This is a genomic window from Leucobacter sp. USHLN153 (assembly GCF_037145615.1).
GTDB lineage: Bacteria > Actinomycetota > Actinomycetes > Actinomycetales > Microbacteriaceae > Leucobacter.
In genome coordinates this window covers 160,488-175,645 of record NZ_JBBCXE010000004.1, presented here as the reverse complement: position 1 = coordinate 175,645, position 15,158 = coordinate 160,488, and the positions used below count along the sequence as shown (strand labels likewise).

The following is a 15,158-nucleotide window of genomic DNA, read 5'->3' as shown; positions in this document are numbered from 1 at the left end:
GCGTGCCGTCGCCCGTCTGGTCGGGTTCGATGCTGGGCAGGGTCACGCGAAGGCCGCCACGAGCTGGGCCTTTCCGAGCACGGTCGCCCCGTCGAAGACCACCTTGAGATCGATGCGTGCCGTGCGGGCCTCCGCGTCGAGAGCGCCGATCGTCGCGGTGACCGAGACGCGGGCGCCCTCGGCGGCGTCGACGGGAACCGGCCGGGTGAAGCGCGACTGGAAATCTCGCACGCTGCCTGCGGTGCCGAGCCAGTCGGTCGCGACCGAGCCCGCCACGCCCATCGTGAGCATCCCGTGCGCGAGCACGCCCGGGAGCCCCACCGAGGCCGCGATGTCGTCGCGATAGTGAATCGGGTTGAAGTCGCCCGAGGCGCCTGCGTATCGCACGAGACGATCGCGGGTGAGGGTGAGCTCGCGCTCCGCGACGACATCGCCGACGGTGAGCTCTGCAAAGTTCGGGGCGGTCATGCCTGGTCCTCCTCTTCCGCGGCGCGCACCACGAGCGTCGAGATCGCGGTGACGACGTGCTCGCCTGCAACGTCGACGATCGCGCTCGACGCGGTCACCATGGAGTGGCCGCCGAGCTGCTTCACGGCGGCGATCGTCAGGGTCGCCGTGAGCTCGTCTCCCGCGACGATCGGGCGCGTGTAGGTGAAGCGCTGATCGCCGTGCACCACGCGAGAGAAGTCGACACCCGCCTCCGGGTCGGCGAGCAGCTGGGCGAGGGTCGCCTCCTGCACCACGACAGCGAAGGTCGGAGGCGCAACGACGTCGGCGAAGCCGGCAGCGCGGGCCGCGTCGGGATCGAGGTGGAGCGGCGACTCGCTCAGCACCGCGCGAGCGAACTCGCGCACCTTCTCACGACCGACGAGGTACGGCGCGGTCGACGGATATACCCGGCCTTGGATCTCTGCATTCACCACCCTGCCAGTGTACCGACGGCCTTTCCGGGCGCGGTCAGAGAAGTCGGGCCGGTCTGTGTTGTTACAAAGCCTGACGAGCTGTGGCGCACGAGGCTCAGGGGACGATGCCGCTGCGGATGCCGCCGCTGTGGCCATCGGTAACGTTTCCGAAAAAGGTTTGTGCGATATATCCAAGGGATGACGCGGCCGCTCCAATAGGCTGTACCTCATGTCGCGCATTCGTAAAGTGCTCATCGCCAACCGCGGTGAGATCGCCGTCCGCATTATCCGAGCTGCAGCAGACAGCGGAATCGCTTCGGTCGCGGTGTACGCCGATCAGGATCGCGATGCGCTTCACGCGCAGCTCGCCGACGAGGCCTACGCGCTGAACGGCACCACGAGCGCCGACACCTACCTCGTCATCGAGAAGATCCTCGCGGTCGCCCGTCGCTCGGGCGCCGACGCGGTGCACCCCGGCTATGGCTTCCTCGCCGAGAACGCAGAGTTCGCCCGCGCCGTGATGGCGGCCGGCCTCATCTGGATCGGCCCCGGCCCCGACGCGATCGAGCGTCTCGGCGACAAGGTCTCCGCGCGCCACGTCGCAGAGAAGGTCGGCGCCCCGCTGGCCGCCGGCACGAGCGACCCGGTGCAGAACGCAGACGAGGTGCTCGAGTTCGCCGATGAGGTCGGTCTCCCGATCGCCATCAAGGCGGCATTCGGCGGCGGCGGTCGTGGCCTGAAGGTCGCGTACGAGCGCGAGGAGGTCGCTGAGCTCTTCGAGTCCGCGACCCGTGAGGCCGTTGCAGCGTTCGGCCGCGGTGAGTGCTTCGTCGAGAAGTACCTCGAAAAGCCGCGTCACGTCGAGACGCAGTGCCTCGCCGATCAGCACGGCAATGTCGTCGTCGTTTCGACCCGCGACTGCTCGCTGCAGCGTCGGCACCAGAAGCTCGTTGAGGAGGCCCCCGCGCCGTTCCTCACCGACGAGCAGAACGAAAAGCTCTACGCCGCGTCGAAGGCGATCCTCAAGGAGGTCGGCTACGTCGGCGCCGGCACCTGCGAGTTCCTCGTGGCGAAGGACGGCACCGTGTCGTTCCTCGAGGTCAACACGCGACTCCAGGTCGAGCACCCCGTGTCCGAGGAGGTCACGGGCATCGACCTCGTCCGCGAGCAGTTTCGCATCGCCGAGGGCGGCGTGATCGAATACGGCGATCCCAAGCCGCGCGGGCACTCGTTCGAGTTCCGACTGAACGGTGAGGATCCGGGCAACGGCTTCCTCCCCGCGCCCGGGCCGGTCTCGCTCTTCAAGCCCGCTGCCGGGCCGGGCGTGCGCGTCGACACGGGTGTGGCGTCGGGCGACGTGGTCTCCGGCTCGTTCGACTCGATGCTCGGAAAGCTGATCGTCACCGGGTCCTCCCGCGAGGAAGCGCTCGAGCGCTCGCGCCGCGCCCTCGACGAGTTCGAGATCCAGGGGCTGCCGACCGTGCTGCCGTTCCACCGCAAGATCGTGCGCGACCCCGCGTTCACCGCGCCCGACGGCCACTTCGGCGTCTACACCCTGTGGATCGAGAGCGAGTTCGAGAACGACATCGAGCCCTGGGAGGGCGAGGTGCCCCCGATCGCGCAGGATCCGAAGCGCCGCACCGTGACCGTCGAGGTCGAGGGCCGTCGCGTCGAGGTGACGATGCCCGCGACGCTGCTGCCGCTCGTCGACCAGGAGGTCACGCGAGGCCCCGCGCCGCGCCGTGCGAAGGGCGCGGGCATCACGGGCGCCGCGGGAGACAGTGTCAGCGCGCCCATGCAGGCGACGGTCGTCAAGCTCGCGGTCGAGGAGGGCCAGGAGGTCGCCGAGGGCGAGCTGCTCGTCGTGCTCGAGGCCATGAAGATGGAGCAGTCCATTTACGCGCACCGCTCGGGCGTCGTCGCTGGCGTCGATGCGCCGGTCGGGCAGACCGTGCCGAGCGGGCACCTGCTGCTCTCGATCGTCGACGCGGAGTAGTCGCCACGGGCGACCCGCGCCCCCTCCCCGCCGAGATCGACTCCGATCGCTGAGTTCGACTCCGAATGCTCGCATTTCGTGGTCGAACTCGGTAACGGGAGTCGATCCCGGTGCGGGTAGGATCGGCGCGGCACGCGCACGGGCAGGATCAGCGCGGGAGCGCCTCCACGCGCAGCGCCGCCTGCTCGGCGTCCGTGAGCGCGGCACCCGTCTCGAACGCGAGATACCCCTGCGGTCGCCCCTGCACCGCCCGGATGTCGCTCTTGAGCACGCGGAAATCAGGGGCGACATCGGCGACCGCCGCGATCCCCGTCGCGGAGGTGCCGTCAAGGCGCGCCACGTACCGGTGCGCGCCGATCCACTCCATGTCATCGACCGCGGCGGCGATGTCGGCGAGCCGGTCGCGCCGCGCCGCGCGCACGAAGTCGGCGGTGATCGCGTGGCGAGGCTCGCTGAAAAGGCGCCACGTCGGGCCCTCCTCGACCACGCGTCCACCGTCCACGATCGCGACCGCGTCGGCGATCTCCTCGACCACTGACATCTCATGCGTGATGAGCACCACGGTGACGCCGCGCTCCCGGTTGATGCGGCGGATGAGCGCGAGAATCGACCGGGTCGTCTCGGGGTCGAGCGCTGAAGTGGCCTCATCGGAGAGCAGGATCTCGGGGTCGTGTACCAGGGCCCGCGCGATGGCGACCCGCTGCTTCTGACCGCCGGACAGGCTGGCCGGGAAGGCGTGCGCGTGATCCTCAAGCCCGACGAGCGTCACGAGCTCGGCGACGCGACGATCGATCTCCGCCTCCGCGACCCCCGCAAGCCGGAGCGGCAGCGCCGCGTTCTGCCACACCGACTTCGACGCCATGAGGCTGAAGTGCTGGAAGATCATTCCGGTCTTGCGGCGATGCGCCGCAAGGGCCGATCCGGTTGAGCCGTCCACGCGCAGCCCGTCGATGAGCACCTCGCCGGCGTCGGGCTCGGCGAGGAGGTTGATCGTGCGCAGCAGCGTGGACTTTCCCGCGCCGCTTCGACCGATGACGCCGAAGATCGAGCCACCGGGTATCTCGAGGTCGACGCCATCGAGCGCGTGAAAATCTTCTCTGCCGCGGCGTCGGTACGTCTTCCGCACGCCGCGCAGCGAGATGGTCCCGCGGGCGGGTTCCACGCCCCCGGCACCCTCCGCAGAACCCGCGGATCCCGTAGATCCCTGAGAAGCCGCCGAACCCGCAGAAGCCGCCGGAGCCTCAGAAGGCGACATCGATGGAACCCTCGTACTCGCTCTCGATGAAGTCCCGCACGGTGTCGGACTGCAGCGCCTCGTCGAGCGCCTTGATCCGCGGATCGTCCACGAGCTCCGGTCGGGTCACGAGGTACTCCGCGTACTTCTCGTTGCCCGCGTCGGTGAAGATCGCACTGAGCGGATCGAGCCCCACGTCGAGCGCGTAGTTCGAGAAGACGAAGGCGACGTCGACCTGGTCGATCGAGCGCGCGAGCGACGCACCCTCGAGCTCGACGATGTCGAGATTGCGCGGGTTCTCGGCGATGTCGCCCACCGTCGATGCGGTGTCGCCGGGGTTCGCGAGCGTGATGAGCCCCTCCTGCTCAAGCAGGGTGAGCGCTCGGCCCACGTTCACCGGGTCGTTCGGAATCGCGACCTTCGACCCTTCGGTGACCTCGTCGAGGCTGTCGAACTTCTCGGAGAACGCGCCGAAGGGCTCGATGTGCACGGGAACGGTCGGCTGAAGGTCGGCGCCGCTCTCCTCGTTGTAGTTGTCGAGGAACGGAAGGTACTGGTAGTAATTCGCGTCGAGCTCGCCTTCCGTGAGCTGCGCATTCGGCTGAATGAAGTCCTGGAAGACCACGATGTCGAGGTCGATCCCCTGCTCGGCGAGCAGGGGCTTCACCTGCTCGAGAATCTCGGCGTGCGGCACGGGAGTCGCACCCACCACGAGCTTCTGGCGCTCCGAGGCGGCCCCGCCGCGCTGGGCGAAGATCGTCACGATCACGATCGCCACCACCGCGACGGCAGCAATGGCTGCCGCGATGATGATGCCGCGCTTCTTCGTCGCGCCTCTGCGGGCCGCCGCGTCCGCGATCAGCGACTGCGCGGCGCTGCTGCCAGGGCCTGGGGTGTTGCTCGTCATGTCGGTGTCTCCTCGAAGTCTCGGTCGGGCTCCGGTGCCCGGGGTGCGCCACGAGAAGGCTCTCGGTCGCGTGCACTGCATGCATCGTACGAGCGACGATCCCGGCACCGCACCGCCCGCGGTAATGCTGCGCAACAAAGGCGGCGGGCGCTGATCGATTCGTGAAGATGGACACCATGGATCGCTACCTTCCGAACGTTTCGTGGCCCGAGGTCGCCTCGGCGCTCGGCGAGACCGTCACGATGCTGGTCGTCTCACTCGCCTGCACCGTTGTGCTCGCCCTCCCGCTCGGGATCCTCATGTATCTCAGTGGCCGGGGCCACATCCGTAGCAACGCCCTCGTGCACGGCGTCCTCTCTACCGTCGTGAACATCGTGCGATCCGTCCCGTTCATCATCGTGATGATCGCGGTGCTGCCGCTCACGGCGCTCATCACCGGCACGACCCTCGGCGTCGCGGGCGCGATCCCACCGATGGTGATCGCGGCGACCCCGTTTCTCGCCCGCCTCGTCGAGCTCGCGCTGCGGGAGGTGGATCACAGTCTGATCGAGTGCGGTCAGTCGATGGCCGCGTCCACCCGCCAGATCGTGCAGCACATCCTGCTCCCCGAGGCGCGCCCCGCACTCCTCGCGGGCGTCACCGTCACTGCGATCGCGCTCATCGACTACACGGCGATGTCGGGCGTGCTCGGCGGCGGTGGCCTCGGCGACCTCGCGATCCGCTACGGCTATCAGCGCTTCCAGACCGACGTCATGATCGTCACGGTCGTGCTGCAGATCATCCTCGTTCAGGGCATCCAGCTGCTCGGAGATTGGTCGGTGCGTCGCTTCAGCCGCAGCCGAGTGACATAAGGGCGGCGGATCGCGCGGGAGGTCTGTCGGCCCAGCGTTTCACGCGCGGGCATGGCACACCGCCGCGCCGTCGAGCCGGGGCGGATCGGGCGGCCCCGGCAAGCGGCCCCGCGATCAGGCGCCCGGAATACGCACCTGCGCGGCAGGGTGGTCGGTCGCGGGACGCGGGGCCGATCCGCCCAGCTTCTCGCGAAGGGTGCCCGGCGCATATTCCCGCTTGAAGCGACCGCGCGACTGCAGCTCGGGCACCAGGTGCTCGACGATGCCGCGCAGCGTCTCGGGCTGGGAAACCGCGGCGAGGTTGAAGCCCGAGACCCCCGTCTCCTCGACGATCTCCTCGATGGCGTCGGCCACCGTCGAAGCGGACCCGACGATCGCCGGGCCGTCGCCGCCGATGCGGGCGTAGTCCGCGATCTCCCTCGGCGTCCACGCCCGGGAAGGGTCAGCGTCCGTGAATGCGGCGAGCGCGGACTGGATCGCGTTGCTGCTGTGCCCGGTGAGCGGTGCATCGGGGTCCAGCTGGGAGAAGTCGACGCCCGTCCACCCCGACATGAGCGTGAGCGCTCCCTCGGGCGAGGCGACGTCGAGGTACTCCTCGAAGAGCTGCTGCGCGTGCGCGTCGGTGTCGGAGACGATGACCGTGAGCTGGTTGAGCACCGGGGGCGTCCGGTCCCGACCGGCCTCTGCAGCCGCATCGCGCACCGCCTGCACCTGCTTCCGCAGCACCGTTCGGGTCGGCGCCGCCACGAAGACGTGCTCCGCGTGGCGCGCGGCAAAGCGCACGCCGCGAGACGAGGCGCCCGCCTGGTAAATGACGGGTGTGCGCTGCGGAGACGGCTCCGCGAGGTGGAAACCGGGCACGGAGAAGAACTCCCCCTGGTGCGCGATGGGATGCACGCGTTCGGGATCCGCAAACACGCCCGTGGCCGCGTCAGCGACGATCGCGTCGTCATCCCAGCTCCGCTGCCACAGTTTGTAGCAGACCTCGAGGTACTCCTCGGCGATGTCGTAGCGACGGTCGTGCGACACCTGCGCCTCGAGCCCGACGTTGCGCGCCCCCGATCCGAGGTACGAGGTGACGACGTTCCATCCGACGCGGCCACCGGTCAGATGGTCGAGCGTCGACATGCGCCGCGCGAACGGGAACGGATGCTCGAACGACGTCGAGGCCGTCACCCCGAAGCCGATGTTCTCGGTGACGGAGGCGAGCGCGGGTACGAGCTGCAGCGGATCGTTCACCGGCACCTGCACCCCACCGCGGAGGGCCGCTTCGGGGTTGCCACCGTAGACGTCGTAGGTGCCGAGGACGTCGGCGAAAAAGATCGCGTCGAGCAGCCCGGCCTCGGCCGTGCGTGCAATGTCGAGCCAGTACGGCAGCTCGGTGTAGCGGCGGCTCTGGTCGCTCGGGTGCCGCCACAGCCCGGGCGAGAGATGCCCCACCGTGTTCATGGTGAAGAGGTTCAAGTGGATGCGCTGCGCGTCATCGCGCGTGGGTTCGGTGCTCATGCTGGTCGCTTCCGTCGGTGTGTGGATCGGGCCGTCCGGTCAGATCCAGGAGTGGCGCGCGGGCAGCGTGCCGTTCAGCGCGTAATCGCCGATCGCGTAGGGCTTCCAGCGCACGGGATCGTGCAGCGTGTGCACTCGCGCGTTGCGCCAGAAGCGGTCGAGCCCCTTCGCGCCGAGCGTCGACCGTGCCCCGCCCAGCTCGAGCAGACGCGATGACGCCTCGAGCGAGACCTCGGTGGTGAGCACCTTCGCGCGGGCGACCGAGATGGAGGCCGCCGCGACGTTCTGCTCGTCGGGCGCGGGCTTCGCCGCGTCGATCGCGTGAGCCGACTCGCGGGTGAGGGCCTCGGCCGCGCGGATGTCGATGTCGAGTCGCCCGATGATGTTCAGGGTGAGCGGATCCTTCGTCGCCGAATCGACGCCGGAGTCAATCCAGGGTCGCGCCGCCCGGGTCGCCTCGAGCGTTTCGCGGAACGCGCCGCGCGCGATCCCGAGATCGATGGCGGCCGTCGTGATCTGCGCGAGCGGGCCGGCGATGGTCGGCTCGTCGTACTCGCGGTACATCGGGAACACGCGATCGGCGGGAAGTCGCAGGTCTTCGAGCACGACCGACCCGCTCGACGTGGCGCGCTGCCCGAAACTCGACCAGTCGTCGACGACGGTCAGCCCCGAAGCGTCGCGCTCGGCGAAGACGAGCAGCTCGCGGCCGTCCTCATCGACGGCGAGCACGGGGATCCAGTGCGCGTACTTCGAGCCAGTCGAGTAGAACTTGCGGCCGTTGACCACGACCTCGTCGCCGTCGTGCACGAGCTTCGTCTGCAGATCGCCCACGTTCTTGCCGCCGAGCTCGCTGAACGCGTTCGCGAAGCGCTTGCCCTCGAGCACGAGGCCGAAGAAGAAGTCGTGCTGCGCGGGGGTGCCGCTGAGGCGGATGTCCTCTACGAGACAGAAGTGGTTTTGCGGAATCTGCGCGAGCGATCCATCGGCCTCCGCGACGATGGCGATGACCTCAGCGAGGGTCTCCGTCGACACCTCAGCGCCACCGTGGCTCTGCGGAATCGTAATCGCCCAGAGTCCGCGCTGCGAGAACTCATCGACGATGTCCTGCGGAATGACGCGCTCCGCGTCGATCGCGGCCGCGCGTTCGAGCACCGAGTCCCTGAACTCCACGGCCTGCTGGATGGCCTCCTCGTCCGTGCGGATCACGTGGGCGGGTGACGTCATCATTACTCTCTTTCGGGGTCTGCGAGCGGTTCAGGTGTGCGGTCGGTTCAGGTGTGCGGTCCCGTGGATGCGGGGGCGGGGGCGCGGTCGTCCCCACTCTAGGTTTGGAGCGGCCAGGCGCTCTGGTCGCAGCGGTGTTTGTTACGCACTGTGTCTGGCCGGCCGCGCTCTCTGGCCCCGGGAATAGCGCGGGATCGGGGGAGGTTGCACTCCGCATGACTGCCACCCCGCTCTCGATCCTGGACCTGGCCACCGTCGAAGCGAACGGCACCATAGCTGACGCGTTCCATCACTCCGTGGAGATGGCGCAGCTCGCGGAGACCGGCGGGTACACCCGCATCTGGTACGCCGAGCATCACAACATGCCCTCGATCGCGTCGAGCGCAACTTCGGTGCTCATTGCGCACATCGCGGCCCACACGCAGACCATCGGCCTCGGCTCGGGCGGCGTCATGCTGCCGAACCACTCGCCGCTCGTCATCGCGGAGCAGTTCGGCACCCTCGCGGAGCTGCACCCCGGCCGGATCCACCTCGGCCTCGGGCGCGCGCCCGGCACCGACGGCGCGACGTTCCGCGCGCTGCGCCGCACTTATGAGGCCGCCGACAACTTCCCGGCCGATGTCGCCGAGCTGCAGAAGTACCTCTCCGACGAGCTGCCGCGGAAGGCTGTCAACGCGTACCCGGGGCGCGGCACGCGCGTGCCGATTACGATCCTCGGCTCGAGCCTCTTCGGGGCGAGCCTCGCCGCGCAGTACGGCCTGCCCTACTCCTTCGCCTCGCACTTCGCACCGCAGGCACTGAAGTCGGCGATCCAGCACTACCGCAGCCACTACGTGCCGAGCGAGGCGCACCCCGAGCCCTACGCGAGCGCGGGCGTCAATGTCGCGGCCGCCGACACCGACGCCGAGGCGGAGGCGCTGTTCGCGCGGACCGAGGTTAACCGCGTCCGCCAGTTCCTGTCGCGGGGGCGCGAGGAAGAGCTCAACTTCGACGAGGCGTCGCAGCTCGTCGACACCCCGGCCGGCCGCGAGATCCGCGGAATGATGCAGTACACCGCGATCGGCGGGCCGACGCGGGTGCGCGAGGAGCTCGAGGCGTTCGCGAAATTCGCGGACGTCGACGAGCTGGTCACGGTGCACGCGGCGCCCACGCGCGCCGAGCAGCTCGAGTCCGTGCGGCTCACCGCGCAGGCGTAGCCGCCGCCGCGCGGCTTTTTCTGCGCCGAGATCGACTCCCATTCACCAGGTCGACCCCGAAATCCCGCGCACGGCAGTCGATCTCGCTGCGAGGGCGCGGTCTCGGCGAGAGGCGCGGGCGCGGGACGGCGGATCGCGGTCAGTACGTCGCAGCCGCGCGTGCGACGCGCTCCCGCAGCTCCACCGCGTCGGTCTCGACGGCCCACGCGGTCACGTCACTGATGTAATTGGTGAACACCGGGTGCGAGAAGTCGGACGGGTTGTTGATGTACACGCCCACCCCGTCAATTGCAACGAAGATGCGGATGCAGGCCGCGAGCGTATCGGCGCAGGCGAACTCCCCCGCCTCGACCCCGCTGTTCAGCAGGTCCACGAGGAGCTGCCGGTCGAGGCTTTCCTGATACGCGAGCGAGAGCGCGAGCTGCGTGTTGAAACGCGCGAAGTTGCGGGCGTTGAGCCACAAGCGCGTCAGGGCGACCCCGTCGGCATTTTCGACGCGAGCAATGAATGATGCGAGCCGGTCGAGCGGGGCCCCGTCGCCGGCGAAGAGCCGGGCCCGCTCACGCGTCATCGCCGAGTCGAACGCACTCACGATCAGCGCATCGACCGACGGAAAGTAGTGATTGATCAGGCTCGGCCGCACCCCGAGCGGCTCTGCGACCGAGCGGAGCGTCACCCGCTCGAGACCCTCCGAGAGCGCGATCCGCGCGGCCTGCGCGAGAATCTCTTCTCGCCGCTCGGCCGGTAATTTCCGCTCGCGCTTCTGCGCAACCATGGTCATCCTCCGTCTTGTTGTATGCTCAAACAATAAGCTATTGACTACGAAGTCAATAGCGCAGATACTGGGCACATCGGCACTGAGTTCGTCGCCGATCGAAAGGAATTTCAATGTCGAAATCACTCCGCGGAGGGGAAGCGCCGCCGCTTGAAGCCACACGGGTCGAAACCCGCGGCATCGACCTCGTCGGTGACGAGGAGCGCCATGGCCGCGCACGCGACCTCTTCTCCGTCTGGGCGGCGCCGAACGTCAGCGTCCTGAACTTCACGGTGGGCGCGACGCTCACCCTGCTTCTCGGCCTCGAGATCTGGCAGGCGCTGCTCGTCATCGTTGCCTCCCAACTCCTCTGGATCTTTCCGGGCATCATCGCGGTGAGCGGCCCGGCCGCCGGTACTTCAGGCTCGGTCATTCAGCGCGCTATCTACGGTATCCGTGGAAATAGGATCGTGATCGCGTTTTTCGGTTGGTTCATCTCCGGCGTCTTCCTCGCCCTCAACTGGGTCGCGTCCTCCTTCATGGGCGCCGAGCTCATGGTGCGGTGGGGCTTCCCGAACCACACCGCCGCCCTGGTGATCGTCTCCATCGTCGTCTCCGCGATCACCGTGCTCGTCGCGGTCTACGGGCACGGCATGATCATCCGCGCCTACGGCTACATCACCATCGCGCTCGCGATCGTCTTCATCCTCGTGACGCTGTTCGTCGGCCCCTCGCTCGACTGGGGCTTCACGCAGCCCGAGCCGCTCTCTGGTCTCCCGCTCTGGTCGAGCATTACGATCGGCTTCGCGATCCTCGCCTCGACGCCCCTCTCCTACTCGAACAGCGCGGACCTCGCGCGGTACCTCCCCCGCTCCACGAAGCCGAGCAGCATCATCCTCGCGACTTCGCTGGGTGGCGCGATTCCGAGCATTCTGTTCGTCGGTGTGGGCGCGCTCCTGGGCAGCGCGGTGTCGGCCGACGACGTCTCGCTCGGCATCGAGTACGTGCTGCTCGACATGCTTCCCGTGTGGCTCGGGCCCCTCTTCGTGCTCGCGGTTATCGTGAACACCGTCGCGCTGAACGGCATGACGACTTACACCGCGAGCATGGCGCTGCAGTCGATCGGCATCCCGATCAAGCGCGTGCCCTCAGCCGTGGTCATCGGCGTGCTCGGCACTATCTTCACCATGGTGCTGGTGCTGTCGACGAGCCTCCTCGGCGCGGTCAATCTCATGCTGCAATTCCTCCTCATCATTTCGGCTCCGACGATGGCGGTCTACGCTGCCGACATCATCTTGCGTCGGAACCGCTACGACGGGATCGAGCTCTTCGACGAGCGCCCCGGAGCTCCGTTCTGGTACCACGCCGGCTACGGGTGGACGGGCCTCACGGCCGCAGTCGCGGGCGGGATCGCCTCGGCGCTCTTCATCTCGACCGACCTGTGGACCGGACCGCTCGCCGTGAGCGTCGGTCACCTCGACCTCTCCGCGCCCGCAGGCATGCTCGTGAGCGCGATCTGGTACGTCATCGGCTTCCGCATCACCCGACGCAGCGTCGCTTCGTGAACGATCCCGCGCTCGATCCCTTTTCCGATCCGCAAGCAGCGGTTGCGTCCCCGACGAGGGCTCCGTCGCAGACCGCCTCATGGCGCCCGCTGCCGGGGCGACTTCCCGCGCTCGACGACTGGCAGGATCCACCCGTCAACCGATGGGCCTTTACCCATCTGAGCGAGATCGTGGCGACGGCGACCATCTCGCGGGAGCTGAGCCCGCATCGGGCTACGACGAATCTCGGTGCCCTCGCAGAGCGGATCCCCGACCTCGAGGCACGACTTGAAGCGACGTACACCGACGCTTTCCTGGTCGTGCAGCAGGATCACGTGGTCGCCGAATACCGCCGAGCCGGAGTGCGAGCGACCGACCGGCATCTACTCATGAGCGTCTCGAAGTCGCTCTGCGGTCTCGTCGCCGGCACCCTGGTCGGTGAGGGGCGGATCGACCCCACCGCCCAAGTGGTGACGTACCTGCCCGAGCTCAGCGGGAGCGCCTACGACGGCCCGACCGTGCAGCAGCTGCTCAACATGGAGATCGAGGTCGAGTACTCCGAGAACTACGTCGACCCGACCTCGGAAGTGCAGACGCACGATCGCTCCTCGGGATGGCGCACACCGCTGCCGGGAGACCCCGCAAACGATTACGCGTTCCTTCCGACGCTCCGGGGAAGCGGTGCGACCGGGCGCTTCCAGTACTGCTCCGCGAACACTGACGTGCTCGCATGGATCATCGAGCGCGTGAGCGGGCTGCGCTATGTCGACGCGCTCTCGGAGCACCTGTGGTCGAGGCTCGGCGCTGATCACGATGCGACGATCACGATCGACCGCACGGGGTTTGGTTACGCGAACGCCGGCGTCTCGTGCACCGCGCGGGATCTGGCGCGTATCGGCCAGGCGATGCTGCGCGACGGCGAAGCGCCCGGGGGCAGGATCGCCCCGCCTGAATGGGTCGCAGCGATCTTGGCGGGTGGGAGCCGTGACGCCATGCAGTACGCAGGGTGGATCGGCCAGTTCCCGAACGGCAGCTACACCCGGCAGTGGTGGTGCACGGGGAACGAGCGCGGCAATGTGAGCGCGATCGGCATCCACGGGCAGAACCTGTGGCTCGATCCCGCATCCGACTCGGTGATCGTGAAGCTCTCATCCTGGCCGCTGCCAGATGAGAACGCCTCGCACAGGGAGCAGAACGAGCTGCTGCTCGACATCTCGCGCACTCTATCGGCACCCGGCAGCTAGACGCGCGGGCTTTCGCTGCGCGAAAGCCCGCGTAGCCCGACTTCTGCGCGCCCGAGGCCCAGCAAGAATCGAGCTCTCGCTCGATCTCGGGCCTCGGGTCCGAGGGCCCCAGTGCCCCAGTGCCCCAGTGCCCGAGACGAGAGGCGCGAGGCCCGAGGCCCGGGACGCGAGGAACGAGACCCGAGGCACGGGACGCGAGACTATTGCGAAGTCGCCGATCTGCAGCTCGTCAGCCTTCGTCAGAGGGAGACGCGCACCGCGAGAGCGCCCGCGCGAAGCGGCGATCAGCGCTCAGCTTCTGCGGCGCCGAGCCGATCGGCCAGACGCTCGTCAAGCCGTCCGAGCGCCGCACGCAGCGCGAACACGATGGTACCGAAGCCCGATTGCCCAGAGTTCTGCTCGAACAGCTCCGCGACCTCCTCGACCGCGGCCGCATACTCCTCGCGCGCAGTGTCGAGCTCAACGCCCGTATTCCAGGCGCGGATGTACTCCGCGAGTGCGGACAGCGCCCGACTCAGCGAATCGAGTGCGTCGGCCGGAATCTCCACCGCGACGGGTTCCTGCCAGATCGCGCCCCCGAGCGCATCCGAGATGTCGGCGAGCCGCAATCCGATGTACCGCAGCACCCCGACATCGGCGTCATCGTCGCTCGCGTCGTAGCGCCGCCACATGGCTCGCGGGTTCGCTCGCCCGCTCTCCCGCGCCTCCTGCACCATCGCCTCCGCCTCATCGACGAAGCGCTGCCGACGGCGCGAATCGTCGAGCCAGTCCGCGCGATCCGGAGGCCATTCGGCCTGCAGCACGGACGCGAGACCGTCGGCGGCCTCAGCGAAATCTCCCTTGAGATCAGCGACTCGAGCCCGGGCATACCCGTACGCGAGCGGAGGAACGAATACCAGGTTCACGAAGGTCCCGACCGCGAGACCGATGCCGAACTGCACGACGTAGCCCAGCACGTACGATTCGGGGTCACCAGCACCCAGGATCACCACGAACACGCCCGCGATCGCGACGTACACGCGACCCTCGCCAAGGCGGCGGATCCCCCCGATGATTACTCCGAGCCCGGCGGCAATCGGGGCCCGCGCGTACCACGGCCACTCCAGCGCGACCAGCGACCATCCGATCACGAGGCCGATCGCGATTCCTGAGATGAGTTCCGCGCTCGTTCGGATCGAGCTCACGACCGTGGGGGCGACACCGAGGAGCGCCCCAAGCGGCGCGTAGTACGCGTAGTCCTCGATCGGCGCCGGGAGCAGGCGCCCGAGGAGCCAGGCCGCGGTAACGCCGATCGCGGCCTTCAGCGCGAGGAGCAGACGATAGCGGGTGAGGATCGGCCGCAACAGGTTCCACACCCGGCGCGTGCCTCTCGTCAGGGTGCGCTCTCGCTCCCCATCTCGTTCCTCAGTCTGGCTCACAGCGTCGAGTCTGGGGCGCGCGAGCAGCGTGCACCAGGGGTTTGGTGCGCGGGTAGCAGAAGTGCTAGCGCTTCAGTTCAGCTTGCGGAGCCGCTCTAGGCGGTCCTCGGCGCGGGCGATGCGCTCGGCTTCCTCCATCTCCCACCAGGCGGTGCCGCGCTCGCCGAGCCCCTCCTTCGCAAGCTGCACGCGATCTCGCAGCCCTCGACGCTCTCGCTCTTCTGAGGTGTGGCCGATCCGCGATCGCGCGCTCCCGAGTTCCGACCGGAGCGCGGCCGCAAGCTCTTCGGGGAGTACGGGATCGCTCGCGCGCCACTTGCGGCCGTTCACGATGATGAATCGGCCGTCCGGGGTGCGCTCGGGTGCGGTCATGCCGTGAGCG

The 15,158-nt window shown here is 68.4% G+C and carries 14 protein-coding genes; 5 read left to right on the top strand and 9 right to left on the bottom strand.

Annotated elements, in window-relative coordinates; all coding sequences use genetic code 11:
• Positions 1 to 42: 42 nt before the first annotated feature.
• The gene (locus WFH00_RS08765) at positions 43 to 468 is read right to left on the bottom strand and encodes a MaoC family dehydratase (RefSeq protein WP_336660445.1); all 426 of its coding nucleotides are present in this window, start codon (positions 466 to 468) and stop codon (positions 43 to 45) included.
• Complete coding sequence (locus tag WFH00_RS08760; RefSeq protein WP_336660444.1) at positions 465 to 923, bottom strand: FAS1-like dehydratase domain-containing protein; 459 nt, start codon at positions 921 to 923, stop codon at positions 465 to 467. Before WFH00_RS08760 ends, WFH00_RS08765 begins: the two co-directional genes overlap by 4 nt.
• Positions 924 to 1,131: 208 nt before the next feature.
• Here WFH00_RS08760 and WFH00_RS08755 point away from each other — a divergent pair, with 208 nt between their 5' ends.
• Positions 1,132 to 2,898 (top strand): acetyl/propionyl/methylcrotonyl-CoA carboxylase subunit alpha, encoded by a 1,767-nt coding sequence (locus WFH00_RS08755; protein ID WP_336660443.1) that lies wholly within the window; start codon positions 1,132 to 1,134, stop codon positions 2,896 to 2,898.
• A gap of 148 nt (positions 2,899 to 3,046) precedes the next feature.
• Here WFH00_RS08755 and WFH00_RS08750 read toward each other — a convergent pair whose 3' ends face one another.
• Together WFH00_RS08750 and WFH00_RS08745 are read right to left on the bottom strand one after the other, a co-directional pair.
• Positions 3,047 to 4,060 carry a methionine ABC transporter ATP-binding protein gene (locus tag WFH00_RS08750; RefSeq protein ID WP_336660442.1) on the bottom strand — a complete coding sequence of 338 codons (1,014 nt, stop codon included), beginning with the start codon at positions 4,058 to 4,060 and terminating at the stop codon, positions 3,047 to 3,049.
• Positions 4,061 to 4,139: 79 nt separating this feature from the next.
• A complete protein-coding gene (locus tag WFH00_RS08745) occupies positions 4,140 to 5,039 on the bottom strand; it encodes a MetQ/NlpA family ABC transporter substrate-binding protein (RefSeq protein WP_336660441.1) in 900 nt (299 codons plus the stop codon).
• Between the two features lie 167 nt (positions 5,040 to 5,206).
• On the opposite strand from WFH00_RS08745, the gene WFH00_RS08740 reads away from it, so the two are divergent.
• On the top strand, positions 5,207 to 5,890 hold the full coding sequence (locus WFH00_RS08740) for a methionine ABC transporter permease (RefSeq protein ID WP_336660440.1): 684 nt from the start codon (positions 5,207 to 5,209) through the stop codon (positions 5,888 to 5,890).
• A 114-nt stretch (positions 5,891 to 6,004) separates the two neighbouring features.
• On the opposite strand, the gene WFH00_RS08735 is transcribed toward WFH00_RS08740, so the two are convergent.
• Together WFH00_RS08735 and WFH00_RS08730 are read right to left on the bottom strand one after the other, a co-directional pair.
• Positions 6,005 to 7,396: an LLM class flavin-dependent oxidoreductase gene (locus WFH00_RS08735; RefSeq protein ID WP_336660439.1), complete on the bottom strand. Its 1,392-nt coding sequence runs from the start codon at positions 7,394 to 7,396 to the stop codon at positions 6,005 to 6,007.
• Positions 7,397 to 7,435: 39 nt separating this feature from the next.
• Positions 7,436 to 8,623: an SfnB family sulfur acquisition oxidoreductase gene (locus WFH00_RS08730; RefSeq protein ID WP_336660438.1), complete on the bottom strand. Its 1,188-nt coding sequence runs from the start codon at positions 8,621 to 8,623 to the stop codon at positions 7,436 to 7,438.
• Between the two features lie 212 nt (positions 8,624 to 8,835).
• On the opposite strand from WFH00_RS08730, the gene WFH00_RS08725 reads away from it, so the two are divergent.
• The gene (locus WFH00_RS08725; protein WP_336660437.1) at positions 8,836 to 9,816 is read left to right on the top strand and encodes an LLM class flavin-dependent oxidoreductase; all 981 of its coding nucleotides are present in this window, start codon (positions 8,836 to 8,838) and stop codon (positions 9,814 to 9,816) included.
• A gap of 139 nt (positions 9,817 to 9,955) precedes the next feature.
• Here the strand turns inward: WFH00_RS08725 and WFH00_RS08720 are convergent, their stop codons facing one another.
• Positions 9,956 to 10,591, bottom strand: a complete 636-nt coding sequence (locus tag WFH00_RS08720) for a TetR/AcrR family transcriptional regulator (RefSeq protein WP_336660436.1) — start codon at positions 10,589 to 10,591, stop codon at positions 9,956 to 9,958.
• A 113-nt stretch (positions 10,592 to 10,704) separates the two neighbouring features.
• Between WFH00_RS08720 and WFH00_RS08715 the strand changes: the two genes are divergently transcribed.
• Positions 10,705 to 12,135 (top strand): purine-cytosine permease family protein, encoded by a 1,431-nt coding sequence (locus tag WFH00_RS08715; RefSeq protein WP_336660435.1) that lies wholly within the window; start codon positions 10,705 to 10,707, stop codon positions 12,133 to 12,135.
• Complete coding sequence (locus WFH00_RS08710) at positions 12,132 to 13,358, top strand: serine hydrolase domain-containing protein (protein WP_336660434.1); 1,227 nt, start codon at positions 12,132 to 12,134, stop codon at positions 13,356 to 13,358. The genes WFH00_RS08715 and WFH00_RS08710 overlap by 4 nt, the downstream gene beginning before the upstream one ends.
• A gap of 284 nt (positions 13,359 to 13,642) precedes the next feature.
• Here WFH00_RS08710 and WFH00_RS08705 read toward each other — a convergent pair whose 3' ends face one another.
• Positions 13,643 to 14,776, bottom strand: coding sequence for an FUSC family protein (locus WFH00_RS08705; RefSeq protein WP_336660432.1), 1,134 nt, complete (start codon positions 14,774 to 14,776; stop codon positions 13,643 to 13,645).
• A gap of 72 nt (positions 14,777 to 14,848) precedes the next feature.
• A complete protein-coding gene (locus WFH00_RS08700) occupies positions 14,849 to 15,148 on the bottom strand; it encodes a biopolymer transporter Tol (RefSeq protein ID WP_336660430.1) in 300 nt (99 codons plus the stop codon).
• Positions 15,149 to 15,158: the final 10 nt, after the last annotated feature.

Bases quoted from the DNA above. Each gene is read 5' to 3' on its own strand.
- WFH00_RS08765 (WP_336660445.1), bottom strand. From the start codon at position 468: ATGACCGCCCCGAACTTTGCAGAGCTCACCGTCGGCGATGTCGTCGCG.
- WFH00_RS08755 (WP_336660443.1), top strand. From the start codon at position 1,132: ATGTCGCGCATTCGTAAAGTGCTCATCGCCAACCGCGGTGAGATCGCC.
- WFH00_RS08745 (WP_336660441.1), bottom strand. From the start codon at position 5,039: ATGACGAGCAACACCCCAGGCCCTGGCAGCAGCGCCGCGCAGTCGCTG.
- WFH00_RS08740 (WP_336660440.1), top strand. From the start codon at position 5,207: ATGGACACCATGGATCGCTACCTTCCGAACGTTTCGTGGCCCGAGGTC.
- WFH00_RS08735 (WP_336660439.1), bottom strand. From the start codon at position 7,396: ATGAGCACCGAACCCACGCGCGATGACGCGCAGCGCATCCACTTGAAC.
- WFH00_RS08730 (WP_336660438.1), bottom strand. From the start codon at position 8,623: ATGATGACGTCACCCGCCCACGTGATCCGCACGGACGAGGAGGCCATC.
- WFH00_RS08725 (WP_336660437.1), top strand. From the start codon at position 8,836: ATGACTGCCACCCCGCTCTCGATCCTGGACCTGGCCACCGTCGAAGCG.
- WFH00_RS08720 (WP_336660436.1), bottom strand. From the start codon at position 10,591: ATGGTTGCGCAGAAGCGCGAGCGGAAATTACCGGCCGAGCGGCGAGAA.
- WFH00_RS08715 (WP_336660435.1), top strand. From the start codon at position 10,705: ATGTCGAAATCACTCCGCGGAGGGGAAGCGCCGCCGCTTGAAGCCACA.
- WFH00_RS08700 (WP_336660430.1), bottom strand. From the start codon at position 15,148: ATGACCGCACCCGAGCGCACCCCGGACGGCCGATTCATCATCGTGAAC.